The sequence below is a fragment of the Chryseobacterium populi genome (assembly GCF_000282115.1).
Classification (GTDB): Bacteria; Bacteroidota; Bacteroidia; order Flavobacteriales; family Weeksellaceae; genus Chryseobacterium; species Chryseobacterium populi.
In genome coordinates this window covers 1-24,615 of sequence record NZ_AKJY01000035.1, presented here as the reverse complement: position 1 = coordinate 24,615, position 24,615 = coordinate 1, and the positions used below count along the sequence as shown (strand labels likewise).

The 24,615-nt window shown below is 36.4% G+C and carries 19 protein-coding genes and 3 pseudogenes; 9 read left to right on the top strand and 13 right to left on the bottom strand.

Features of this window, described 5'->3' with window-relative positions; translation table 11 throughout:
• Positions 1 to 83: 83 nt before the first annotated feature.
• From typA to PMI13_RS10435, 3 genes are all read right to left on the bottom strand, one after another.
• Positions 84 to 1,889, bottom strand: coding sequence for a translational GTPase TypA (gene typA / locus PMI13_RS10445; protein WP_007843414.1), 1,806 nt, complete (start codon positions 1,887 to 1,889; stop codon positions 84 to 86).
• Between the two features lie 442 nt (positions 1,890 to 2,331).
• On the bottom strand, positions 2,332 to 2,643 hold the full coding sequence (locus PMI13_RS10440; protein ID WP_007843413.1) for a GIY-YIG nuclease family protein: 312 nt from the start codon (positions 2,641 to 2,643) through the stop codon (positions 2,332 to 2,334).
• 119 nt (positions 2,644 to 2,762) lie between these two features.
• Entirely contained in the window at positions 2,763 to 3,440 is a 678-nt protein-coding gene (locus tag PMI13_RS10435) for a YceI family protein (RefSeq protein WP_007843412.1), read from the bottom strand.
• 234 nt (positions 3,441 to 3,674) lie between these two features.
• Between PMI13_RS10435 and PMI13_RS10430 the strand changes: the two genes are divergently transcribed.
• A complete protein-coding gene (locus tag PMI13_RS10430) occupies positions 3,675 to 5,798 on the top strand; it encodes a Tex family protein (RefSeq protein WP_007843411.1) in 2,124 nt (707 codons plus the stop codon).
• Between the two features lie 64 nt (positions 5,799 to 5,862).
• On the opposite strand, the pseudogene PMI13_RS10425 reads toward PMI13_RS10430, so the two are convergent.
• A pseudogene (locus tag PMI13_RS10425) lies at positions 5,863 to 6,459 on the bottom strand (IS3 family transposase); the annotation flags it as partial.
• On the opposite strand from PMI13_RS10425, the pseudogene PMI13_RS10420 reads away from it, so the two are divergent.
• From PMI13_RS10420 to PMI13_RS10410, 3 genes and pseudogenes are all read left to right on the top strand, one after another.
• Positions 6,456 to 6,959, top strand: a pseudogene (locus PMI13_RS10420) (conjugal transfer protein MobB); the annotation flags it as partial. The pseudogenes PMI13_RS10425 and PMI13_RS10420 sit on opposite strands and share 4 nt — an antisense overlap.
• A gap of 140 nt (positions 6,960 to 7,099) precedes the next feature.
• Positions 7,100 to 8,137 (top strand): SDR family NAD(P)-dependent oxidoreductase, encoded by a 1,038-nt coding sequence (locus tag PMI13_RS10415; RefSeq protein ID WP_007843407.1) that lies wholly within the window; start codon positions 7,100 to 7,102, stop codon positions 8,135 to 8,137.
• Between the two features lie 57 nt (positions 8,138 to 8,194).
• A complete protein-coding gene (locus PMI13_RS10410) occupies positions 8,195 to 9,019 on the top strand; it encodes a helix-turn-helix domain-containing protein (RefSeq protein ID WP_007843405.1) in 825 nt (274 codons plus the stop codon).
• A 123-nt stretch (positions 9,020 to 9,142) separates the two neighbouring features.
• Here the strand turns inward: PMI13_RS10410 and PMI13_RS10405 are convergent, their stop codons facing one another.
• The 5 genes from PMI13_RS10405 to PMI13_RS10390 form a co-directional block, all read right to left on the bottom strand.
• Positions 9,143 to 10,714, bottom strand: a complete 1,572-nt coding sequence (locus tag PMI13_RS10405; RefSeq protein ID WP_007843404.1) for a M20/M25/M40 family metallo-hydrolase — start codon at positions 10,712 to 10,714, stop codon at positions 9,143 to 9,145.
• Positions 10,715 to 10,857: 143 nt separating this feature from the next.
• Positions 10,858 to 11,034: a histone H1 gene (locus tag PMI13_RS10400; RefSeq protein ID WP_007843402.1), complete on the bottom strand. Its 177-nt coding sequence runs from the start codon at positions 11,032 to 11,034 to the stop codon at positions 10,858 to 10,860.
• 221 nt (positions 11,035 to 11,255) lie between these two features.
• On the bottom strand, positions 11,256 to 11,498 hold the full coding sequence (locus PMI13_RS21765) for a hypothetical protein (RefSeq protein WP_394330368.1): 243 nt from the start codon (positions 11,496 to 11,498) through the stop codon (positions 11,256 to 11,258).
• On the bottom strand, positions 11,431 to 12,519 hold the full coding sequence (locus PMI13_RS10395) for a DUF3526 domain-containing protein (protein WP_007843400.1): 1,089 nt from the start codon (positions 12,517 to 12,519) through the stop codon (positions 11,431 to 11,433). Before PMI13_RS10395 ends, PMI13_RS21765 begins: the two co-directional genes overlap by 68 nt.
• Positions 12,520 to 12,586: 67 nt before the next feature.
• A complete protein-coding gene (locus PMI13_RS10390) occupies positions 12,587 to 13,534 on the bottom strand; it encodes a DUF3526 domain-containing protein (RefSeq protein WP_238536301.1) in 948 nt (315 codons plus the stop codon).
• A 629-nt stretch (positions 13,535 to 14,163) separates the two neighbouring features.
• On the opposite strand from PMI13_RS10390, the gene PMI13_RS20635 reads away from it, so the two are divergent.
• Positions 14,164 to 14,778, top strand: a complete 615-nt coding sequence (locus PMI13_RS20635; RefSeq protein ID WP_007843396.1) for a hypothetical protein — start codon at positions 14,164 to 14,166, stop codon at positions 14,776 to 14,778.
• A 163-nt stretch (positions 14,779 to 14,941) separates the two neighbouring features.
• Entirely contained in the window at positions 14,942 to 15,349 is a 408-nt protein-coding gene (locus tag PMI13_RS10380; RefSeq protein ID WP_007843394.1) for a VOC family protein, read from the top strand.
• A gap of 213 nt (positions 15,350 to 15,562) precedes the next feature.
• Here the strand turns inward: PMI13_RS10380 and PMI13_RS10375 are convergent, their stop codons facing one another.
• From PMI13_RS10375 to PMI13_RS10365, 3 genes are all read right to left on the bottom strand, one after another.
• A complete protein-coding gene (locus PMI13_RS10375) occupies positions 15,563 to 16,567 on the bottom strand; it encodes a helix-turn-helix domain-containing protein (RefSeq protein WP_238536300.1) in 1,005 nt (334 codons plus the stop codon).
• A gap of 609 nt (positions 16,568 to 17,176) precedes the next feature.
• Positions 17,177 to 17,899: a LytR/AlgR family response regulator transcription factor gene (locus PMI13_RS10370; RefSeq protein ID WP_007843390.1), complete on the bottom strand. Its 723-nt coding sequence runs from the start codon at positions 17,897 to 17,899 to the stop codon at positions 17,177 to 17,179.
• Complete coding sequence (locus tag PMI13_RS10365; RefSeq protein ID WP_034669688.1) at positions 17,896 to 18,903, bottom strand: sensor histidine kinase; 1,008 nt, start codon at positions 18,901 to 18,903, stop codon at positions 17,896 to 17,898. Before PMI13_RS10365 ends, PMI13_RS10370 begins: the two co-directional genes overlap by 4 nt.
• Positions 18,904 to 19,149: 246 nt before the next feature.
• On the opposite strand from PMI13_RS10365, the gene PMI13_RS10360 reads away from it, so the two are divergent.
• Positions 19,150 to 21,522 carry a TonB-dependent receptor gene (locus PMI13_RS10360; protein ID WP_007843387.1) on the top strand — a complete coding sequence of 791 codons (2,373 nt, stop codon included), beginning with the start codon at positions 19,150 to 19,152 and terminating at the stop codon, positions 21,520 to 21,522.
• 15 nt (positions 21,523 to 21,537) lie between these two features.
• The gene (locus PMI13_RS10355) at positions 21,538 to 22,359 is read left to right on the top strand and encodes a DUF4249 domain-containing protein (protein ID WP_007843385.1); all 822 of its coding nucleotides are present in this window, start codon (positions 21,538 to 21,540) and stop codon (positions 22,357 to 22,359) included.
• Between the two features lie 421 nt (positions 22,360 to 22,780).
• Here PMI13_RS10355 and rsgA read toward each other — a convergent pair whose 3' ends face one another.
• Entirely contained in the window at positions 22,781 to 23,833 is a 1,053-nt protein-coding gene (gene rsgA, locus PMI13_RS10350) for a ribosome small subunit-dependent GTPase A (protein ID WP_007843383.1), read from the bottom strand.
• A gap of 510 nt (positions 23,834 to 24,343) precedes the next feature.
• Here rsgA and PMI13_RS21555 point away from each other — a divergent pair.
• A pseudogene (locus tag PMI13_RS21555) lies at positions 24,344 to 24,615 on the top strand (hypothetical protein); the annotation flags it as partial.

The window sequence follows — 24,615 nt, the reverse complement described above, 5'->3', positions numbered from 1 at the left end:
AGGGAAAAAAATAAACATTTTATTTTTTATTTCATAAAAAAGCCCCGAAAATTCGGGGCTTTACTATATTTATAAGAACTTGATTAAGCTTTTGCCGATCTTTCAACTCTTTTTCTTTCTTCTTCGGAAAGTAGTTTTTTTCTCATACGGATGAAGTTTGGTGTTACTTCAATTGCTTCATCACCCTGAATATATTCCATACATTCTTCTAATGAAAATAAGATTTTCGGAGCAACACCGGTATCTTTATCTTTTCCGGAAGCTCTCATGTTGTTCAGCTGTTTTGCTTCTACGATATTTACTACCAGGTCTCCCGGTTTGTTTTGTTCACCGATAATCATACCTGCATAGATTTCCTCACCCGGATCAACAAAGAACTTACCTCTGTCCTGTAGTTTAGCGATAGAATATTCTGTAGCAGGACCTTGAGTTTTGCTGATCAATACTCCATTATTTCTTCCAGGAATCGCCCCTTTGAAAGGTTTATATTCTGTGAAACGGTGCGCCATAATAGCTTCACCGGCAGTAGCAGTCAACATCTGGGAACGCAATCCGATCAATCCTCTTGAAGGAATCTCGAATTCCATGTGCTGCATCTCTCCTTTGGTTTCCATGATATGAAGGTCACCTTTTCTCTGAGTTGCCAAATCGATAACTCTTGAAGCGTATTCTTCAGGAACGTCTACAACCAAAGATTCGTAAGGCTCACATTTTTCACCATCAATTTCTCTTAAGATAACCTGTGGCTGGCCAATTGTCATTTCATACCCTTCTCTTCTCATTGTTTCGATCAAAACAGATAAGTGAAGAATACCTCTACCGAAAACAAGGAAAGTATTGGCATCATCAGTCTGCTGAACCCTCAATGCTAAGTTCTTCTCCAGCTCTTTTGTCAGCCTTTCTTTCAGGTGATTGGAAGTAACATATTTACCGTCTTTACCAAAGAAAGGTGAATTGTTGATAGAGAACGTCATGTTCAATGTAGGTTCATCAATTGCAGTTCTTTCCAATGGTTCAGGTTTTTCAAAGTCTACGAAAGAATCTCCGATCTGGAAAGCATCAAAACCTACAACAGCACAAATATCTCCGGCCTGTACTTCAGTTACTTTTTTCTTTCCTAAACCTTCGAAAACATATAGTTCTTTTACTTTTCCTTTTACAATTTTACCTTCAGCCTGAGCAAGACCGATCCACTGGGATTCTTTGATTTCACCTCTTGTTACTTTTCCGATCGCAATCCTTCCTAAGAAAGAAGAATAATCAAGAGAAGTGATCTGCATCTGAAGATTTCCTTCCGTTACTTTCGGTGCAGGAACATATTGTAAAATTCCATCTAATAATGGTAAAATATCTTCTGTTTGCTCTAATGAAGTGTTGAACCAACCTTGTTTTGAAGATCCGTAGAACGTTGGGAAATCCAACTGCTCTTCAGTAGCTTCAAGGTTAAAGAATAAGTCAAATACCTGGTCATGAACTTCGTCCGGACGGCAGTTTGGCTTATCTACCTTATTGATAACAACTAATGGCCTTAATCCCAGCTCCAAAGCTTTCTGAAGTACGAATCTTGTCTGAGGCATTGGCCCTTCAAAGGCATCTACCAACAAAATTACCCCATCTGCCATTTTTAAAACCCTCTCTACTTCTCCACCGAAATCGGCGTGACCAGGAGTATCAATTACATTAATTTTAGTGTCTTTATAGGTAACAGAAATATTTTTGGATAAGATCGTAATCCCTCTTTCTCTTTCAAGATCATTGTTATCCATTATTAATTCTCCACTTTCCTGATTTTCTCTGAAAATGTTTGTAGCATGAATAATCTTGTCAACCAAAGTCGTCTTCCCGTGGTCAACGTGTGCGATAATCGCAATATTTCTAATGTTTTGCATGAATGATTTTTACGGGTGCAAAAATAGTGATTTTTAATGAAACATTAGCAACAAGTTCAATTATTTAACAAATTCATAATGAGTATATTAAAATAACATAGTATTTAAGCATCTAAAATAAAGTATATTATAAAAACTTTTGAGAAAAAGTATCCGCAAACATCAATAAGATTAAATGATTAATATCAAAGATATTTTCCAGAATAAATCACAATGAGCTGAATCAAAATAATTCTTCCTGACTTCAATAAAAATGATGTCTTCGAAATCTTATGTCTGGCAGAAAGTCTTTTATCCCAGCCAAAAACAATCAAGGAGAGCGGTGGCTTCGAGTGCCTCAGCCACCTTGTACTGGTCTTTTTATAAAAGGTGATTATTTAATTCTGTATGATAATCATTCCGGCAACATTCCAAAAAGGTGGCTGAGGCACTCGAAGCCACCTTATTCGTCTGAAATCAAATCCCTATAAGCTATTGCCAATTGAGGAAGCAGTTCAGGGTTTCCATTGATTAAAGCTTCTTTTTTCTTACGGTTCCAGCCCTGCACTTGCTTCTCTCTGTAAAAAGCGAGATCGATACGTTCATATTCTTCAAAATAAATAAGCTTGACAGGAAGTCTTTTTTTAGTATGATTGGAACCTTCGCCTTTTTGATGCTGCAGGATTCTCCGTTCAAGATCATTTGTACTCCCTGTATAGTAGCTGCCATCCGAACATAATACAATGTACATCCAGCCCTTGACTTTATCTTTCATATTTGTGTTTTCATAAATATAAAAAGCTTTTATGAGTCTATTGATGTTAAAATACCTCGATATAATAAAAGAGCTGCTTTCCTAAAAAAGCAGCTCTTCATTTTTATGTTTCTAACAATTTATTTTTTAGCCTTTACATTGACAGCGATCTCGATATCTTTGCTAATCATCCATTCAGCAGGATCTGCTTCTGAAGTACCGAATTTGATTCCCCAATCAGCTCTGTTGACTGTAAATTTAGCTTCAATAGCCGCTGAATTTTCTGTTACATCCACTTTAGCAGGGAAAGTTACGTTCATTGTTTTCCCTGATAATGTAAGGTTTCCGCTTACGGTTTTATTAGCTCCGGCAACTGCATCTTTAGGTGCATCTTTTAAGTCAGTTACACTGGTAATTTTGAAATCTGAAGTCGGATTTTTTGCAGTATCAAAGAAATCAGGATTTTTTAAATGAGCTTCCAAATCTCCCGGTTTTTTATCCTTTTCCGTTACTGAAGCTGGGTCTACTTTGATAGAATTCATATCGATCACAAAGTTTCCTGCAGCTAACTGACCTCCTTCAATGCTTAAATCTCCGGATTTTACATTAAGAGTTCCCCAACGAGGAGCCATACCTCCTTTATGAGCAGCTTTCCAGTTTACTACAGAGGTTGCCGCATCTACTGTCAACATTTCCCCTTTGCTTTCTGCTACCGTCTGCTCCTGAGTTGCTGTTGCCGTCTCAGCTGCTTTTTCTTTATTACACGATGCTGCAAGCAGTCCTACTGCTACTAATGCAAGTACACTAATTTTTTTCATATTATTTAATTGTTTAAAAAAATTGCTTTATCAAAATCTAAATAAGTTTCAAATTTTTAAATCTTGAGATTCCAAAAATAGAAAAACCTTATTACTTATCCCCTTAACCTACATCAAGAAAATATAAAATAGATGCTTTTTCTCCATTTTGATCATTGAAATAGTAAACGGGTCCTCATTTAAAATATTTTACTCAATATTAAAATTGTCTATTTTAGCGGTTTAAAATTTAGAATGAACGCTACAAGTTATATAAAACAGATACTCAATATACCTGAAAAAAGCATTAATAATACCCTGCAACTGCTTTCTGAAGACTGTACCATCCCTTTTATCTCACGGTACCGAAAAGACTTCACAGGAAACATGGATGAGATACAGATCGAGCAGGTTTCCAAGATCAATAAACAGTTTGAAGAAATTGTAAAACGTAAGGAAACCATTTTAAAATCTGTGGAAGAGCAGAATGCCTTAACTGCTGAACTGAAACAGAGAATTGAAGAAAGTTTCGACATTCAGGAGCTTGAGGATCTATACCTTCCTTATAAAAAGCGCAAAAGAACCAAAGCGGATACCGCAAAAGAAAAAGGACTTGAGCCTTTAGCCAAAATTATTATGAGCCAGAAAAATAATGACATTCTGTTTCTGGCTTCAAAATACATCAACGATACAGTTGATTCTGAAGAAGAAGCTCTTCAGGGGGCAAGAGATATCATGGCTGAATGGATCAATGAAAACATGTACGTACGTAAGAACCTCCGCCGTTTATTTCAGCGCAAAGCTGTCATTACATCAAAAGTAGTGAAGACAAAAAAAGAGGAGGAAGAAGCCCAAAAGTTTTCGCAGTATTTTGAATGGGATGAAAATTTAAACCGAACCCCTTCTCACAGACTTTTAGCTATGCTGAGAGCAGAATCTGAAGGTTTTGTAAAAGTAAATGTAGAAGTGGATAAGGAGGAAGCCATCGGTTTTATTGAGAAAGCTATTATCAAATCTGATAATGAGAGTTCGGATCAGATTGCACTGGCTATAAAAGACAGCTATAAAAGGTTACTGGAGCCCGCAATCTCCAACGAAAGCCTACAGGAGGCAAAGGAAAAAGCCGATAAGAAGGCCATTGAAATTTTCTCTGAAAATTTAACCCAGTTATTATTGGCTCCGCCATTGGGTGAAAAGCGGATTTTAGCCATTGATCCGGGCTACAAAAGTGGCTGTAAGGTGGTGTGTATTGATGAAAAGGGAGATTTGCTGCATAATGAAACCATTTATCCTCATGCGCCCCAAAACGAAACGGGAATGGCAATGAAAAAAATCCGTTCTATGGTCAATGCTTATAATATTGAGGCTATTTCCATCGGAAACGGGACTGCAAGCCGTGAAACAGAGTTTTTTATTAAGAAAATTGCATTTGATAAGCCCTTGCAGGTTTTTGTGGTTTCGGAAGCCGGAGCTTCGGTTTATTCCGCCAGCAAAACAGCACGTGAGGAATTTCCAAGTTATGATGTAACCGTTCGTGGAGCGGTTTCTATCGGAAGAAGATTAGCCGATCCTTTAGCCGAACTGGTTAAAATTGATGCTAAATCTATTGGTGTGGGCCAATATCAGCATGATGTAGATCAGACACAATTGAAAAACGAACTTGATTCTACCGTGATGAGATGTGTAAATTCAGTGGGAATTAACCTGAATACAGCGAGCAAGCCACTTTTAAGTTATGTTTCAGGAATCGGAGAAAAGATGGCTGAAAATATTATCAGCTACCGCACTGAAAACGGAGCATTTGAAGACCGCAAACAGTTAAAAAAAGTTCCGAGATTAGGAGAAAAGGCTTTCCAGCAGGCGGCGGCATTTATCAGAATCACCAACGGCAAAAACCCTCTGGATAATTCGGCAGTACATCCTGAAGCCTATGGAATTGTAGAAAAAATGGCAAAAGACCTGGGAATTAAAACGGATGAGCTCATCGCCAACAAAGAAAAGATCGCTTTAATTCAGCCGGAAAAATATACCACCACGGAGATCGGAATTTTAGGAATACAGGATATTTTAAAAGAACTTGTAAAACCGGGTCTTGATCCGCGAAAGGCAGCTAAAGTATTTGAATTTGATCCTAGTGTAAAAAGCATTAAAGATTTAAAAACCGGAATGATTCTTCCGGGAATCGTCAACAACATTACAGCTTTCGGATGTTTTGTAGATCTGGGAATTAAGGAAAGTGGACTGGTTCATATTTCGCAATTAAAAGAAGGCTTTGTCTCTGATGTAAGTGAGGTGGTCAAATTGCATCAGCATGTGAAAGTGAAAGTAACGGATGTTGATGAGGCAAGAAAACGGGTGCAGCTCAGCATGATTTTTTAATGAAATATGATCTCTAGATTGACTGGTCCTGAAAAAGGTTACTAGTTTAATACATCAAATATACTTAAATCAGATTAGGAATTTTCCTATTCTGATTTTGTTTTTTATAGGTTTTTAATTTTACGTTATTTTTCAAGTGTACTTGGCCTGGAATATTATAATTCAGGGAAAAATGAGGTCTCAAATTATTATAATAGTAAATGGATTGATCAAGCTGCTGTGAAAGATTTTTAAAATCTTCAAAGGTATCAATCAATCCAAACTCATATTTCAGAATACCGTTCACTCTTTCCGCTACAGCGTTTTCATAAGGATCGGAGTTCTCTGTCATACTGATAAGAATATCACTTTTCTTTAGTATTTCAGTATATTCTTTACTACAATACTGCAAGCCTCTGTCTGAATGATGAATTAAAGAGTGTTTGTACATTCGGTTCTTTATGGCCTGATTTAATGCTTTCACTGTGGAACCAGTCTGTAAATTATCACTCAATTCATACCCTACAATTTTTTTTGAATAAGCATCGGTAATCAAATGAAGATAATAATTCTTCTCTTTAGTTTTAAGATAGGTAATGTCTGCAACCCAGACTTTCTCTGCACATTTAAGTTCTTTTTCTTTGATAATATTAGGATACTTCTTCATCCAATGCCTGGAAAACGGATTTAAAAGATAGTCCAACCAAGCAGACCTTACAGTCATCCGTTACCATTGTCTTGAAATCAACAACTGATGAATTGGGCTTTAAGAAGCAATTAGTGGAGCAGGGAATTAACGTAGTGGTACGGAGGAATGATACAGCGCGTATTTACGGAATGACGTTTACAGACCACAATTCTAAGGCGGTTTGGAACGGCTCACGTTTGAGCAAGGAACTGTCTGCCAATGTCTTTAATAATTATTGGAACAATAACATCAAACCGGAAATTAAAGAAGCTGTCGTACAACAAACGAAAATATCCAAATCAAATGATACGGATATTCCTGTGGCAGAACCATACCATTTGTTCGACTTCCTGAATACTTCAGAAAAACACGAAGACGGTTTGACTGAAGCATTTGGTGGCTTATTGCCCGAAGCACAGGGCGAAGATTACGAGGAACAGGATTTCGCCAACAAAATGAAGAAGAAAAGAAAACGTAATAGAGGTCAGAGGTAAACCATTTGAGATTTACATATTTATTCTTTCTTGTAATTGTTGAGCTTTTAAACAAAGTAAAAAGGACTTATAAACAAACTCGACTCAAAGAATGCTTTCTACCTTTGTCTCATCAAAAAATTAAAAATTTAATTTAATAAATGGGACAAACAAATTACAACGGAGCATTACAAAAACCAATAGGTTCTGGCTTCAACGCAAAATCATCTACAACAGATGTTATAAAAGGAATTGACCTTACAGGTAAAACAGCCATTGTTACAGGTGGCGACGGTGGTTATGGCTTAGAAATTACCAAAGCATTTTCTCTGGCTGGAGCAACGGTTGTCGTTCCGGCAAGAGATGTAGAAAAAACAAAGGAAAACTTGAAAGGAATTGCCAACGTGGATGTAGAAAAATTAGATTTATCCGAGCCTGCATCCATTGAAGCATTTACCGATACGTTTTTAAAAACAAGCAGACCATTGCATTTGCTTGTTAACAATGCAGGTATTATGTGGACACCTTTGCATCGTGACCAAAAAGGAAATGAAGGACAATTTTCTACCAATCATTTAGGACATTTTCTACTTACTGCAAAACTTTGGTCAGCTTTAAAAAATGCCGATGGAGCAAGAGTGGTAACGGTTTCATCTTCATCACACCATTATTCGCCTATTAGTTTTGATGATGTAAACTTTAACACAAGACCGTATAACAAATTTGAAGCGTATGGACAGTCTAAAACAGCAAACATTCTTTTTGCTTTAGAATTAGATAAAAGAGGACAGCAGTTTGGCGTTCGTTCTTATTCTTTGCATCCCGGTTTAAGTTTGGAAACCAATTTGGGCAGACATTTAACTTTTGAGGATTTTGTGGCTTTAGGTGTCGTACATCCAGACGGAACGCCGAATAAAGAAGCAGAGGAGGCAATGAAAGGTATCCAAAAAACCAAAGAGCAAGGAGCGGCAACTGCAGTTTGGGCAGCAACTAATCCGCAACTGCAACACATTGGTGGTATCTATTTAGAGGATGTTGAGGTGGCTCAATTTGATGAAGCCAATTATGAACATATTGCAGCAACTTATAGAAACCCAGGTGGCTTTGCAGGTATAGCACCTCACGCTTTGGATGAAGAAGCTGCACAAAAACTTTGGACGCTAAGCGAAGAATTAACACATACAAAATTTGATATTTAATATTGAAATGAAAGTGGTTCAAAAAGATGAGCCACTTTTATTTTTTACCTTTGTAAAATGGCAATAAGAGAAACAAATATAAATGCCGAGATTGTGTTCACCTGTAGCGGAGCTACCTTAAAAAACACGGAATTGATTGCAGAGGAACATTCTGTAGTTCGTATAATCTCAGGAGAATTAAAAGTTATTCAATATAATAAAACATACGTTTTTGGAAAAGGTGAAACACTGCTTTTCCCTAGAAATCAGCTATCTACATTAATAAAGACAGACAAAGATGGCTTGCCTTATAGAGCCATAGTTGTAAAATTATCACAAGATGTGTTGAGGAATTATTACGAGCAAAAAAACTTAAACCCCAATTTAGTTGCCAAAACAGACAACATCATTCCGTTAGCTAGAAGTCCTTTGTTGAACAGCTTTTTTGCTTCGATGTTGCCCTATTTCGATTTGAATTATCAACTTCCCGAAGATATTTCTCAATTAAAAATACAAGAAGCTATTGCAATTTTGCGTTCAATTGACAAACAGATTGACAATACGCTTTCTGACTTTTCTGAGCCACACAAAATCAATCTTGTTGAATTTATGGAACGTAATTTTATGTTTAATATGCCGATAGAAAAATTTGGGTATTTAACAGGACGAAGCTTAACCACTTTTAAAAGAGATTTCAAAAAAGCATTTAATAATACACCGCAAAAATGGTTAACCGAAAAACGTCTAGAACGAGCTTATTATCAACTAACCAAAGAACACAAAAAACCTATTGATATATATTACGAAGTAGGTTTTGAAAACTTATCGCATTTTTCGTTTGCATTTAAAAAGCAGTTTGGGTATGCCCCGAAAGAATTGATTGCTCAAAGAGAGGGTCGCTAATAGTTTTCAAGAAAAATGTCACCAATATTGCTATTTACAATGTTATTCTCAAAAAAGAAAAGCCGACAATCAAAAGCTAGGAATAAAAAACCGCCTCATTACTGAAGCGGTTAATGTAAATTTTTATTTAAAGTCTTTGGAATCTCTTCTCGGTTCCTTTGCTTCCGGCCATTTTACCGTTTCTCCTTTATCATCCTGTGGCATTACCCTTCTTTCCCTGCTGGTAAATTCAGGGTCTTCTGATGCCATATATGCCAAAGTAGCAGTAAGAATCACATTATTTTTGATTTCATCAAACACAATTTTATCATAAGTATCTTTTGTCGTATGCCATGTATAACCAAAATATCCCCAGTTAAGTGATCCTAATGAAAACCCCGGTACTCCGGCAGCTACAAACGATGCATGATCTGACCCGCCTCCGCCGGGCATTCCCGGAAAATCTGTTTTGATATTGTCTCTTACACTTTTAGGAGCAGCATTCAACCATCTTCCGATATAATCATAAGATTTTACAAATCCCTGCCCACTGATATTCACTACACGGCCCGTTCCATTATCCTGGTTAAAAGCAGCCTGCACCCCTTTCATAATTTCCGGATGATCTGCCACAAAACCCCTGGATCCATTCAAACCCTGTTCTTCACTTCCCCAAAGCCCTACAAGGATTGTCCTTTTATTGTTCGGATAATATTTTTTCAGTATTCTCATGGTTTCAAGCATCGTTAGCACTCCCGTTCCGTTATCCGTTGCTCCTTGTGCACCATCCCACGAATCAAGGTGTGCAGAAAGAATTACATATTCATCAGGCTTTTCCTTTCCTTTGATCATTCCGATGGTATTGAAAGTTTTGGCTTCAGGAAGAATTTTTGATTGGGCTTCTACTTTAATTTTAGGTTTTGCTCCTTTTTCTGCCATTCTGAAAAGCATTCCGTAATCTTCCACATCAATATCCAGCATAGGAATTTTTGTGGTTTTAGCACCAAAGATCCTGTTTGCACCCATAATTCCGGTCCAGTTGGAAATTGCAATCCCGGCAGCTCCGGCTTTCTCTAAAGCTTCCGGAAGCGTATTGTTATCATAACCGATGCTATTCACATAATCCTTAAAATCCTTTGAAGCCTTGTCTTTTTCGGCTTTTAACTTTTCGTACAGCTCCGGCGTTGCAAATTCTTTAATCTGCTCATCTGAACGGCCTATTTTCTGATATTGTGCCATCAATACGATCTTCCCTTTTACAGAAGGCAGCCATTTATCAAATTCAGCTTTGGAAGACACTTTAGGAAGCACCACGACTTCTGCTTCTACAGCTTTTTTAGTAGATGGACTCCATGCAAGCTGTGTTGCAGACAAAGATTTTATCCGCGGATAGGTCATATCAACATGGGTAGTTCCTCTCTGCCATCCTTTCCAGGTTCCGAATTGCTGAAGATTGGCATCGATATCCCATGAACGCAATTTATTAGCCGTCCATTCATTGGCAGCCAACATTTCAGGAGTGCCTACAAGACGAGGCCCGATTCCGTCAAGAAGTTCATAGGCAAGGTTCTCCAACTGGGAGTTGTTATTCACTTCATTAACAAAATTTTCTATAACAGGATTGAGCTTTTCCTGTGGTTTTGCCGGTGCCTGTGCCCACGAAAACTGCGCTGCCAATACAACCGCCGGCATGGTAAAAAAGGTGTTTATCTTCATAAATTTATTGATTGGAATAAAGATAAAGCAATTCGGGGAAAACTAAAAATGAATGAAAGGAAATAAGCCGTATTAAAGAAAAAATATCAATCGGATCGTAAAGTCAATAAAAAAGCCGGCTCGTTGAGCCGGCTTAAAATAATTTATTTTTTTGATTCTTCAACAGAAACTTTTCTGAATTCTTTAAATAATTTGCTTAGTTCCAAAGCTGATTTACGAGCTCTTGTTCCTGCTGCTTTGTTTCCTTTTTCAGCTTGTTGGTTTGCTTCAGATGCAAATGCTTCAAATTCCGTGTTGATTTTTTCAATTAATTCTTTCATTATTTTTAAAATTTAGGCTGCAAATATAGGTTTTAAGATAATTCCAGCCTAATCCCTCACGCAAAAAATTATATTTTATTAAGATTTTTTATAAGTTTATTTTTTTTAGCCGGTTTATGGTAAACTGCCATATAAAAATCCGGTTAAATACACAGGATTTTAGTTCCGATTTCTATATGGTATTTATTGATTATCTGATCCAATAATCAGCCTTTTTTAAATTAATGCTGTTTTAAAAGACCGAAACTGATACTAAACAGCAATAAAGGCCCCAACATTGTCCACCAATTCAATGTATACTGCCGATGATAATATTCCAGAGGAAACTTTTTCCAATTTATTTTTTTTACCGGCTCATTGGTAAAGATTTTCGGATAAAAAAACAATCTTTTACTTTCATGGAAATGGTGTGTAGCTTCTATAAATTTCAGCTGATCGGCAAGTCCTGGACCCGGTAAGGGCATTAAACTGAAGCTGGGTATGCAATCCCGGAACGAAATAGGACATCTTCCTGCTCAGTTCCACTCTTTTCCAAAGCTTTGCTTTTAACTGATCCGATTGTCTTTCTGATTCATCATCACCCATCTGTTGCATGGCATAGTACCACAGCCAACTGAAATTCTCTTTCGGAAAACCATAACCTTTGAACTGGGGATAATGCATATAAAATTTCTCTATTGTCGCGTTTTTATCTGTATCCCATTTTTCATGGTAAGCTTCCCGCTGTTCTATTGCAGTGTCCAAAGCTTCAGGAAGCGGGTATTTATTCAGAATAAAATTATTAAACATTGCCGGCAATACAATGGTCAGAACAATCCATGCACATAACAGCCCTGCCGCACTAACGCTTGAATTCTTTTTCCAGGAAACCACCCAGAAACTGATCACAAACCAGAAGATAAGATAGCATACCGATACGAATGTAAATCCTAATAACAAAAAATTACAGCTTAAGTTGAGAATGGGTATCGCCAATACAATAAAAAATAATAAAACAGCAACAACAGCAATAAAACGCACCAGTAGTTTTTGTAGAATAATCCTGAAAGGATGCTGAGATTGTACGAATAGCAATGGCCACGTGCTTTCCTCCCGTTCTTCAGACAAAAGGCTGTAACAAAAGGAAATAATCACTAAAGGAAACAGGAAAATAATAACAAGGCCCAAATCCAGGTTTCCCATAAGCAGACTCACCGGATTATTGAGGTCGGTATCGTATTTCTGCCCTTCCAGGTTTCTGATTGTTATGCTTTGTATGGATGGATTAACATCCCGCTGCCCTATGGATAATGCATTCAGGTGATCCGTTTTATTGACCAATCCGAACTTCAGATAATATAAAAGAAGCCCGAACTCTTTATCAAAATACCCTGAACACCGCTCTATATGCTCCTGCTGATATAAAGCTGTGCTATTGATATTCTCCGCTTGTTTATCTATAAACTGCTTTCCTATATAAAGGCTTACCAATCCTGACAACAGCAAAAAAAGCAGGCCAAGATAAGCCGACTGGGAACGAAAAAAATTTTTTAAATAATAAAAGGTACATAGGTTATATTTTTATTTTTTTAGATACATAATGAATGAAAAATAGCAGTCCAACTACCCATATAATCAATGAGATTATGGAAACAACTTCATTCCGGAAAAGGTTTTTCCTTTCGATAAACCGATATTGAAAATCGGGCATTTGTTTCCAGTGATCGCTGCTGATAGTATATGGCTTTTCATCAGCTTTCTGCTTTTTATTGCTTATATTCTCCATTTGCAGCTTGTTCATAAGCTGGGCCAACTGATAGCGATAGACTTCTACCTGCTCCTGATAGCTTGTATAAGAATTGAAATCAGAGCCGGTAAGGGCCATTGAAAGGTTTTTAATGGACAGAAAAGGATTAACATACGAAAGGTATTGATTGACATTGTTTTGCTTTTCATATATTTCAAGTTGCTTCTTCCAGTATGTATTATAGATGCCTGCACTGATCTTCTCCCCTTCCGCCATTATATATCCACTGTAATTAAAAGGAAGTTCTTCTACGGTCTTCACTTTATATGTCTGTAGCAAAGAGTCTTTTATTGCTTTATAATGGATGTCGTCAGGGTTATGGCTGTCTCCTGTTTTAAGCAATTCATTTTCAACCCTGGTATCAAAATCTATTTTTGAAGGGGCTGGATGAAGATAAGCTCCAAAAGCCTGAGCCGTTCTAGGCATAATAACGATAAACAACAACCAGATACTGATCAGCTTTATTAAGGATTCCCGTGAAGTTTTGCTTACTGCCGATACCAGGATACAGACAATACAGATGATAAAAAAATATACAAAATAGCCGAGTACAATCCAGAATAATCTTAAAAGTTCATCCCCTGTACTCTGAAAACCCGTAAGAGAAAGCCACAACAAAATGGATAATATAATGACCGGAAAATAGATAAGGCTTACCGTATAGAGCAATCCCAGTATTTTTCCCGCCAGAAGCTCTTTCCATCTTTCCGGCAATTTTTTTGAGAAAAAAAACAAATGTATAACGGTCTCCAGCGAACCCGTCACTTAAAAGCTTATGGTGACAGATCGGGCATTTGGTATCACATGAAGAAAAAGCTTTTTTGAAGATTTTCTCCCCATGCTTTTCCGGGTATTGCTGAGCCCTTTTAGTTCAAAATTATGAAAAAGATGATTGTGCAGGTATTCTGCCGGGGAAACGGCAAAGGCATATATGACTATGAATATAGCCGTTAAAAAACTTTTATAGTGCCTTGTAATCCGCAATCGTGATATTATTTTTTTAATCAATGAAACCTACAAGCTGCTAAATTATAAAAAATAATCAGGATTAATATTCTCATGATTCCTATTTTACTTAATACAGCTAAAAAGCTGAAACCTGGCAAATTTCAATCGAAGACAACAAAAAGCTGCTTTAAATCTACCCACCTTATTTAAAATAATCCTAAACTAAGTAAAAATAAAGTTCCTGAATTCCTTATGTTTAAAAAAGAATTTAAATGTGTATATCGATTAAAAACGCGATTACCCCTATATAATCAATTAAAAAGCAAATATTTGAAATACAAAAAACCTACGTATATTTAGCCGTACTATTTAACAATCGAATAACCAAAAACCATATGAAAACACAATTTTTATTAACCTTCTTATTGACTGTGCTGGGATCTATAATTTACGGACAAACGAACGCAACCATAGAGACAAAACATGAACTTAACTTCAATGACCTGCAACATATTTTATACTTTGAAGGGATAAGTAATCAAAAATTCAGCATTAAATCAGATAGCCTAAAAGGCAAAAATTATCAGATTATTATCAAAGAATTTAAGCTTGGAAAATTATCAAAAACAGATGTGGTTTTTAATTCAAAAGAAGATGAATATTTTAAAATAAAGGCTGATAGTCTATCATTTGCTGTATTGACTAAAATGTCTGAGCTCAGTTATTTTAAAATCCAGTTTCAGTTTGACGGCTTTTCTTCTGATCGAAAATATACTGTTAAGCCAACAGAAAAAGATAAGTTTACTTTGAAAAGTTTTTTTGGTCCAAAGACACAGCTTCCCATCAATCTGAAAGGACTGAATTATTTTTTGGCCTACATGATGCCTTATGTAAGAAAGGATAAAAGTGAAGCCTACTGTGAAGTTGCCCAATCAGGTATTGATCCTGAAAAGCTATATGATAAATATAAAATCCCGCACTATTTTTTAATCGCAATACAATTTGAATAAACCGGAATTTTCTGCTGAAAAAAACTTTCCGGGAATGATTTTAACCCGTGTCGTACATAATCACAAATCAACCGAACATTTATCTGAATAAAGCAAAAACCTACTGACACCTACTTGTCACAACCCCAGCCTATTTTTGTAGAGTAATTTAAAATCTTCAAAAATGAATTTAGTATCAATCCGTATTATTACAGCCAATATTGAACGTTTAGTTCCATTTTATGAACAAATAACAGGAGTTCAGGCAATACAGTATACTCCCGATTTTGCTGAGCTGAAAACATCTACGGCGACTCTTGCGATCGGAAGCACTAAAACCTTACAGTTTTTTGGTGGCGAAAATATAGCACAGCCTGCTGAAAACCGTTCTGTGATTATAGAGTTTATCGTTGATGATGTAGAAAAAGAATTTGAGCGGTTAAGAGATTTTATATCTTCTTACATTGTACAGAAGCCCACCACAATGCCGTGGGGTAATAAATCATTATTGTTCAGAGATCCTGATGGTAACCTTATTAATTTCTTTACTCCGGTAACAAGAGAATCGATAGAAAAGTTCGGGTCAGAATAAGGAACAAAAATCAATTAACCATGATCTTTATTCTGCAAAAAATAAAAACAACCTGCTGTTTTAAAGTGGGTTGTTTTATTTTTTAAACCCTGTGACCATGGAAATATAAAATCAGAATGCCTCAAAGAGAAGATTTAGGCCATCATTCATACAGACACTTAACCTACTGATTTTCAAATCATATCAATTATAACAAATAAAGATTTAAAATAATTATTTCAGATCTGAATTTTGGTTCTTTAAGAATTCTCTCGGGGAACAATTCATGTATTTTTTAAAATTCCTGTTAAAGGAAGTTTTAGAATTGAATCCGCTTTCAAAGGCTAAGGAAAGAATAGTAAATTTCTGATTTTCCGGCAAAACAGACAGTCTTTTAAACTCTTCAATTCTTTGTCGGTTGATATAGTCATAGAAATTTTTATTTTCAATGGAATTAATTGTCTGAGAAAGGCTATTGGGATGAATATCTAACAGGGAGGCTACATGATCCAGGTTCAGATCCGGGTCCTTAAAAAGTTTTTCAGTATCCATTTTATAAACAAGCTTTGTATAGATTGACTGAATTGTATCTTCATTCAGCAATGATCTCTGGTATTTTACAGAAACCGGGGAAACAATAGTCTCTTCTTTTTTGATCGCATTATAGTTTTTTATTTCGGTCAGGTTTAAAATACCAGCCTTGGTGATTCCAAAATAAGCCGCAAACAAAACAAAAAGAACTACTGAAATAAAAGTAATAATATCACCGGTGAAGATGATACAGAACCAGATTACTGAAATTCCGGCAATAAGATAATATACCCAATTCAAATTGATTTTTTCTGTATTGGAGTACTGCCCGGATATTTCCTTTTTATATTTTCTCAATGACAAAAGGCTTAAACTGACATACAAAACCCCCGATACCATAACAAGGGCATTAATGTTTTGTTTGAAACTGATATACTTGTCACCTCCATTCCGATAAATGAATATTTTCTTTTCCGGAGGTAAAATAAAGAAGTCCGATAGCAGTAAATAAATAATAACCAGAGGTACAAAATGCAGGATCAGCTTATACTTTTGGGAATTTTGGCCTGTAAGACTTAAAATATAAGCATACATTAGCGGACCATGGATTAAGGGAAGTGGGATTTCCAGTGCCAGAAAACCGGGATTTCTAAAATAACTCCCGGTAAAATTCAGGAAAAATAAGGTAAGATGTATTCCTATTACCAAAAATCATACAGCCAATATATAATCGGCAGCACCCTTTCTCTTCTTACCTAAAATAAGAAATGAAGAAAAAACGGCTATAAAAATACCGGCTAAATAAAACATAACAGGGGTTGAAAAAAGATATACATCAAACTAAAATCTGTTTTTTTTAATATTAAAAAGCATCCACTAAACATTCATGTATTCTGAAACCCTTTCTCTGATCGGATGCAATTGTTCTTTAATTCCTAATATTTCCTGATGCAAAACCCGTGTTGTCAACAGTTTTTTTTGAGCTTTGTCTGTAAAATTAAAGCTTATAGGTTTTAAAAACCTATAAGCTTTGAATCCTGCAAGAATCTAAGCATAATATTAATAATTTCCATTGATACCTGCTCAAAAATACGCGAAAGTTTTATTGCCGGCAAAAGAAAATTAAAAAATAGAAACATTCAGCTAGTATGAAGGAACCCTGAGCGAAATACTTCTGAATAAACAACTATAAATTATAAGTAAAAAACAATGCTGTTAAAAAATCAGACCCTTTTTTATTTGTGACTACAGAGGTACAAAGTTTGAACTTTAGGTACAGAGTTCAAAAATGTGCTTCATGAGTTTAAGTAATCTATATTACCTGCCCACAATTTTTTTGGTTACAAATTCATTGAAAAAGAAATCCCTGTAAATGCTTCCGATAGGGATCTCGTTTGTACCTATATACACTGTGTTGTTATCCACAGAACCGATATGCTTAACATTGATGATATAGGATTTACTTACTCTTACAAACGTATCTTTGGGTAACTGATCATGGATCGTTTTGATATTCATCGCTGTAATTACTTTCTGATTTTCGCTATGCATGACGACATAATCTTTTAAACCCTGAATAAAAAGTATGTTATTGAAATAGATTTTAAAAATTTTCCGGTCTGCTTTCACAAAGAAAAAATCATCTGCTACCTGTTCGATGTTATTATTAGCGTAATCCGCTTTGAATAATTTGGAGTAGATGTGGGCTTTTTCAACAGCTTTTTGAAAACGCTCCAATTTTACGGGCTTTATCAGATAATCAATCGCATCCACTTCATAGCTGTCGGTGGCAAATTCAGAATAGGCAGTTGTAAAAATCACAAATGTTTCTTTCGGAATGGTTCGGGCAAATTCAATACCGTTAATTCCCGGCATTTGTATATCAAGAAAGATTAACTCAACTTTATTGCGTTCTATAAGATTTGTGGCAGTTTCAGGGCTGTTGAATGAGCCGATTAAATCTAAATCAGCCGTTTGGCTAATCAACATCTCTATGGCTTCTCTTGCCAATGGTTCATCATCTATAATAATACAGTTCATAATTTTATAATTAAAGTTATGCAATACCTTTCTGAATCCTCCTCAATATCTAAGCTATGTGTTGCCGGAAACAAAAGTTCCAGTCTTCGTTTTACATTTGCCAGCCCTAATCCACCCCTGTTACTAACGGATTTAAGCATAGGCTTGGAGTTGATGCATTTAAAGAGAAGTTCATTGTTTCTAACATTGAAATACAAGTTTATATAAGATAATTTTGTTGCATCGTTGTTGTGCTTTACCGCATTTTCCACAAACGGAATAAACAGCAAAGGAGGAATTTGCACGCCGCTCAAATCCCCTTCTTTTGAAATCAGGAAATCAAAACTATCCCGCCTTACTTTCTCCAAATTTAAAAAATCTTCTAAGAAATGAATATCTGAAGTCAGCAACACTTTATCTCTTGTACTGTCATAAAGCTGATACCGTAGTAAATCGCTCAACTTCATTAAAACCTGCGAGGCCTTTTCGGGGTCTTTCTTCGTCAGAACATTGGCATTATTCAGCATATTAAACAAAAAATGCGGATTGATCTGGTTTTTCAGTTGTTCCAGTTCTGCATACGTTTTCGACTGTTCCAGATCGTAGATCAATTGCTTATCCATCATTCCCTTCTGAAACAGCTTTATGGAAGAGGAAGCTGCCAGCAGCAGTGCAGTAAGGAAGGTAAAAAGTGGGATATTCAGCCCGTGTTCTTTATTAAAAGGATTGAAAAAATAACCGCAAATAGCCACGATAACAAGAATGCTGATTACAGATAAACAGTATTCAATATTATTATTCCGGAACAAAAGCTTTGGCACCAGCACATACATATTTACATAGAATAATAGAATAAAATATACAAATATCACTACCGGATTGTCAATTACAGAAGTGCTGTTGTACAACACCGTACCGATAAAAACAATAAAAAGCAGATGCCGGTATATCCTGCGGTCAGGTGAAATAAGGAAATGAAAAAACACGTTTTCACTAATAAGCTGTCGATGAGTAAAATCATTCATTTCTAAAATTGTATAGAACAAACTTAACATTTAAGGCTGCGGTCTGGTCTGCTTTTATACAAAAGTGTATGCTTTTTATACGAAAGCAGGAAGTAATATAAAAACGCATAGAACAGGAATTATATTTTGTCGTGCCCCGACATCATTTCCTATAAAAGATACTATGTTTGGTATAATTACAAAAAAAGGCGGTTACCCAAAGAAGTAGTTTTGTGCTCAATTACAATTGTTAAATCTATTTTTAAGATGAGATGCAAAATCATTTATACACTGCTGCTTATAATCATTTCATTCGGGGTTTATGCACAGAAGAAAGTTACATTGAGTGGAATAATTGCCATAAAAACAACCACCGAAACAATACTCGGTGCAAACATTTTCATTCCTGAAGCAAAGGTATCAACAGTTACCGATGCGTATGGCTTTTATTCTATCACCCTGCCCAAAGGAGAATATACTCTCGTTATAAGCTATGCAGGATTTGAGAGTATCGAGGAGCATATCGTTCTGACGGAAAACATCAGGAAAGATTTTTCAATGCTTGAAAAAAGCAAAACGATAGATGAAGTAGTGATAAAAAACACGGGCTCAGCAAGCAACATCAGGAAGCCGGAAATGAGTGTGAATAAGCTCTCTGTCTCCACCATCAAAAAGATGCCGGCAATTATGGGTGAGGTTGATATTCTGAAAGCCATTCTGCAACTTCCGGGAGTTTCCAATGCACAGGAAGGCGCAACAGGTTTTAATGTCAGGGGCGGTTCGGTTGACGGTAATCTGGTATTGCTAGATGAAGCTGTTGTTTACAATACTTCACACCTGTTCGGCTTTTTCTCCGTTTTTAATGCGGATGTGATTAAAGATCTGAAATTGTATAAAGGTGGAATACCGGCTCAATTCGGTGGGCGTACATCCTCTGTTCTGGATATTTATCAAAAAGAAGGGAACAATAAAGAATATCACATAGCAGGTGGAATCGGGGCGGTTTCGAGCAGGTTGCTGGCAGAAGGTCCTATTGTAAAAGATAAAGGTTCGTTTGTAATTGCCGGCCGTGCTTCTTATGCCCATTTGTTTCTGAAACTGGCTGACAATGCCAATTCTGTTTCTTTTTATGATCTGAACGCTAAGCTGAATTATAAGATTAATGACAATAACAGGGTTTTTCTTTCAGGTTATTTTGGCAAGGATAAAATGGATTTCAATAATTTTTTCAGCAACAATTATTCGAACTCATTTTTTAATCTCCGGTGGAATCATATCTTTTCCGAGAAATTTTTCTCCAATGCATCAGTCATTTATAGTAAATACGATTATGGATTGAAGATAAAATATGTTGGCATTGATTGGGTATCGGACATCCGAAATTATAATCTGAAGTACAATTTCACCCATCATCTTTCTGATAAGCTGGTTTTGAATTATGGCATCAATTCCATCTACTATCAGTTCAATCCCGGCACCATAAAACCTATCGATGCTGCATCCCCTATCAATGCCGACCAGATTGAAAAAAAATATGCCTGGGAAAATGCAGCTTATATCAGTGCCGAGCAAAAAATCACTGATCAATTATCATTAAACTACGGATTGCGATACAGCAATTTCCTACGATTGGGGGAACAAAATATAAATAATTACGCCAATAATCAGGCAGTGGTTTTCAACCCCGGCTTACAAATTTATGAGGAAGGAACACCTACAGGTATAACCCATTACAACAAAAACAAAAAGATTACCGGTTTTGGGAATTTAGAACCTCGTCTGGCAGTTTCATATGCCATCAATGACAACCAATCCGTTAAAGGGAGCTATAACCGGATGAGCCAGTATATCCACTTAATTTCCAACACGGCTTCCGTCTCTCCACTCGACATCTGGGCACCGAGCGACCAATATCTGAAACCTGAAATTCTTGACCAGGTGGCATTGGGCTATTTCAGAAATTTCAGCAATGGAAAATATTCCCTGGAAACAGAAGCATTTTACAAGACAACCAAAAACAAGGCGGATTATATTGACGGTGCCGAACTGATTGCCAACAGAGCCATAGAACAGGTATTGCTGAACGGAGAAGCAAGGGCTTACGGACTTGAGGTAATGCTGAAGAAAAATACCGGAAAACTGACAGGCTGGCTTTCTTACACCCTTTCTAAAGCAGAGCAACGCACACCGGGAAGAAATGCAGACGAACCCGGTATTAACAACGGCAAATGGTATCGTGCCAATTACGACAAAACACATAACCTTTCACTTACAGCCACTTATCAGTTGAACAAAAAATGGAGCTTTGGCGGCATTTTCACCTATCAGACAGGGAAAGCCGCAACCTATCCCATCGGCAAATATCAGTATCAGGGAATTACAATTGCAAATTACGGAGAGCGAAACGCCAGTTCGCTTCCGGCTTATCATCATTTGGATTTATCCGCAACCTACACCCCAAAACCCGACAGCAAAAAAAGATGGAAAAGTGAATGGGTGTTCAGTATTTATAATATCTACAATAGAAGCAACGCTGCATCTGTTATGTTCGAGCAAAACAGAGAAACAGGGTTGAGCGAAGCAAAGAGGATATCAATCTTCGGTATCGTTCCGGGAATAGCTTACAATTTCAGATTTTAATTTAATAATATAAAAATGAAAAATACATTTAAATACCTGATTATTTTATTCTGCTTTTCTCTTCTTTCTTGCACGAAAGTAATAGAAGTAGATTTAGAGACAGCAGAACCGAAACTGGTCATTGACGCATCGATTGACTGGGTAAAGGGTACGACAGGCAATGAGCAGAAAATCAAACTATCCACCACCACAGGATATTACAGCACGATATTTCCTACAGTTTCAGGAGCGGATATAGTAATAACAAATTCAGCAAATACCGTTTTTAGTTTTACAGAGAATCCCGGTACAGGAGAATATACCTGTTCCAATTTCCATCCGGTTATCGGGGAAACCTATACCTTAAAAGTAGTTTTAAATGGAGAGACCTATACTGCAACCGAAACCTGCATCGGTGTGCCGGATATTGAAGATAATATTGTACAAAATAACGCCGGTGGATTTGGAGGCGATGAAATAGAAATCAAATATTACTACCAGGATAATGGCAATGAAGAAAATTATTATCTCCACCGTATTGTATCCCCTGTATCAACGTTTCCTGATTATAAAGCACAGGATGACGAAAACAGCCAAGGCAACCTGATGCAGGAATATTTTTCTGACGAAGATCTGAAGGCTGGGGATATGACAAACATCAGGCTGTATGGAATTTCCAGGAGATATTATGATTATTTCAGAAAGCTGTTAACAGCATCCGGGGCTGGTGCCGGGCCGTTTCAAACAACACCGGGTTCGGTGAGAGGAAACATCATCAATCAGACTCATTCTGCAAACTTTGCTTATGGATATTTCAGATTATCAGAAGTAGATGTAAAGGATTATACCATACAGTAATTAATTGAGAAATTTTAATTGGGAAGACTGCAACAAAAAATCCTCAAAAAAATAATTAAAATACGAATATTTACAATAAATTAAATAAAATAAAAAATACGATATATCGTATTTTTATACATTCATTAGTTAAATATCAGAAATATATATTAAGATATCCGCTATCTGATGAAATAAGGAAAAATGGAGTAAATGAAGCCCAACCATCTAAGTCATATCTTGATAATAATTGATACAACAAAGACCGGTAAATGATTTCACAGGTTGTTTGATTATCGCGTATCTGACAATAGAACGATATTTTTTATGCAATTCCTGTTAAATTAATATTGAGCTCAGCATATTTAAACGTAAAAAATCGGAGTAATCAACCCCGATTTTTATAATTTATACAGTTTTTGAAATAGTCTGTAAAAAAGGATTAACGTTTCTTTATTCGTTTAGCCTCTTCCCCGATTTTTGAAAAGGATTTGTCTCTTTTGCGCTTCTCATGTTCAGAAGCAGAAAAATTCCATGATTCCTTTCGCAATTTTAGGTAGCTATCGTACACATCGGGTTCTAAAAGACCTTTGTCTACGGCATCCTTAACTGCACATCCGGGCTCAGTAGTATGGGTACAATTGTCAAATCGACAGGAACGGGCAAATCCAGAAATATCGAATATACCCTCTAATGCTTCAGGAGTGTCTACCGTTACACCGAACTCTCTTACACCAGGCGTGTCAATCAAAACGCCGGAGCCATTCATCAGGACCATTTCTCTCCGGGTTGAAGTGTGCCTGCCTTTCCCGGTGGCGTTGCTTATTTCCGAGGTGAGAAATACCGTTTGTTCACACAACGCATTAACTAACGAACTCTTCCCTACACCAGAGGACCCTACAAACACTACTGTTTCTCCCGGCCGAATAGATTCCCGTACAAGAACAATGGATTCTTTGGAATAAATGCTTGTAAAAAATACCGGCACTTTACTGATAATATGTTTTAACGAGTCTTCTATATCCTGCCGGTTAAATTTCAGGTCAGATTTAGTGAATATAAGTATCGGCTGAATATTTTCTTCCAGTACCTGAACCATAAAACGCTCGGTTCGACGGGGATTAAAGTTGGCATCAAGGCCTTGAACAATAAAAGCCTTGTCAATATGGGATGCTATTGCCTGTTTGTCTGATACGGTGTCACTCTTTCGGCGGTATAATATGCGGGTGCGAGGCAGGATATCAACGATTATTCCTTTGCCCTCGTCAAAAGGCTGAAAGATCACCCAGTCGCCTGTACATGGTAATTCAAATAATGGCTTTCCGAAGAGCAAATTGCCTGTCAGCTCGCAAGATAGCAAGCCGTTCTCAGAAACAACCTCGTAGTTAGTTTTATTTACAGTCGAAACACGACCATGAAAAAGATGACTGTATGAAGATGTTTGTTTAAGCTGAAATAAGCTTTCATTCCAGCCAAATAATGTTAGATTATTCATTATTAATAATTTAGAATGAGAAAGTTAGATTGTTAATTCATTATCATCTGAATGGCTCACCCGCATGTCTATATATTAGATAACATATTTGTTATCTAGTTGACAACGAAAAAGGCAAGACATCCAGAATCAGGCAATCATTCCTATCGCTAAACTATAATATGTAAATAGCTGTTTTTGCATGAACTGTAAAAATACAAAAACTAAAAATATAAAACTATATTTTAATGCTTCTAACATTGTTGATTATTAACCTATCAAGAAAAGCAGATATTTGAATAGAATTTTTATTACAGCTAAGTACATTTTTTAGTACACACTTTTCTAAAATAAAAATTTAAAAAAATTTAATTTTGGAATATTAAAATATTGTTGTAAAAATCAATCCAATAGGAGATATATCGCAAGTATACTTCCTTTATATATCATCAAATAACTCAATTAGATTAAGCAATGCTTTAGCAGCTTATAAGCTAACTTGCCTCCATCTTATCGACTAATCCATTAAAAATGAAAAAAAAAATTGTTACATTACTTTTCTTCGCAATTTCGACATTCTCTTTTTGTCAGATTGGAATTAATACTACAACTCCAGACCAATCAGCAATGCTGGATATAGTATCAGATAACAAGGGTTTATTGGTACCGAGAATAGCGCTCACTTCAAGAACTGATGCAACCACTATCCTTTCTCCTGCCACCGGCCTTATTTTATATAATACCGCAACAACAGGAACGGATGGCGACCAAATTACCCCCGGCGTTGTTACAAATGCGGGAAC

Bases quoted from the DNA above. Each gene is read 5' to 3' on its own strand.
- typA (WP_007843414.1), bottom strand. From the start codon at position 1,889: ATGCAAAACATTAGAAATATTGCGATTATCGCACACGTTGACCACGGG.
- PMI13_RS10355 (WP_007843385.1), top strand. From the start codon at position 21,538: ATGAAAAATACATTTAAATACCTGATTATTTTATTCTGCTTTTCTCTT.
- PMI13_RS10415 (WP_007843407.1), top strand. From the start codon at position 7,100: ATGGGACAAACAAATTACAACGGAGCATTACAAAAACCAATAGGTTCT.
- PMI13_RS10410 (WP_007843405.1), top strand. From the start codon at position 8,195: ATGGCAATAAGAGAAACAAATATAAATGCCGAGATTGTGTTCACCTGT.
- PMI13_RS10430 (WP_007843411.1), top strand. From the start codon at position 3,675: ATGAACGCTACAAGTTATATAAAACAGATACTCAATATACCTGAAAAA.
- PMI13_RS20635 (WP_007843396.1), top strand. From the start codon at position 14,164: ATGAAAACACAATTTTTATTAACCTTCTTATTGACTGTGCTGGGATCT.
- PMI13_RS10360 (WP_007843387.1), top strand. From the start codon at position 19,150: ATGAGATGCAAAATCATTTATACACTGCTGCTTATAATCATTTCATTC.
- PMI13_RS10380 (WP_007843394.1), top strand. From the start codon at position 14,942: ATGAATTTAGTATCAATCCGTATTATTACAGCCAATATTGAACGTTTA.
- PMI13_RS10405 (WP_007843404.1), bottom strand. From the start codon at position 10,714: ATGAAGATAAACACCTTTTTTACCATGCCGGCGGTTGTATTGGCAGCG.
- PMI13_RS10440 (WP_007843413.1), bottom strand. From the start codon at position 2,643: ATGAAAGATAAAGTCAAGGGCTGGATGTACATTGTATTATGTTCGGAT.
- PMI13_RS10370 (WP_007843390.1), bottom strand. From the start codon at position 17,899: ATGAACTGTATTATTATAGATGATGAACCATTGGCAAGAGAAGCCATA.
- PMI13_RS10365 (WP_034669688.1), bottom strand. From the start codon at position 18,903: ATGAATGATTTTACTCATCGACAGCTTATTAGTGAAAACGTGTTTTTT.
- PMI13_RS10400 (WP_007843402.1), bottom strand. From the start codon at position 11,034: ATGAAAGAATTAATTGAAAAAATCAACACGGAATTTGAAGCATTTGCA.
- rsgA (WP_007843383.1), bottom strand. From the start codon at position 23,833: ATGAATAATCTAACATTATTTGGCTGGAATGAAAGCTTATTTCAGCTT.
- PMI13_RS21765 (WP_394330368.1), bottom strand. From the start codon at position 11,498: ATGCCCTTACCGGGTCCAGGACTTGCCGATCAGCTGAAATTTATAGAA.
- PMI13_RS10435 (WP_007843412.1), bottom strand. From the start codon at position 3,440: ATGAAAAAAATTAGTGTACTTGCATTAGTAGCAGTAGGACTGCTTGCA.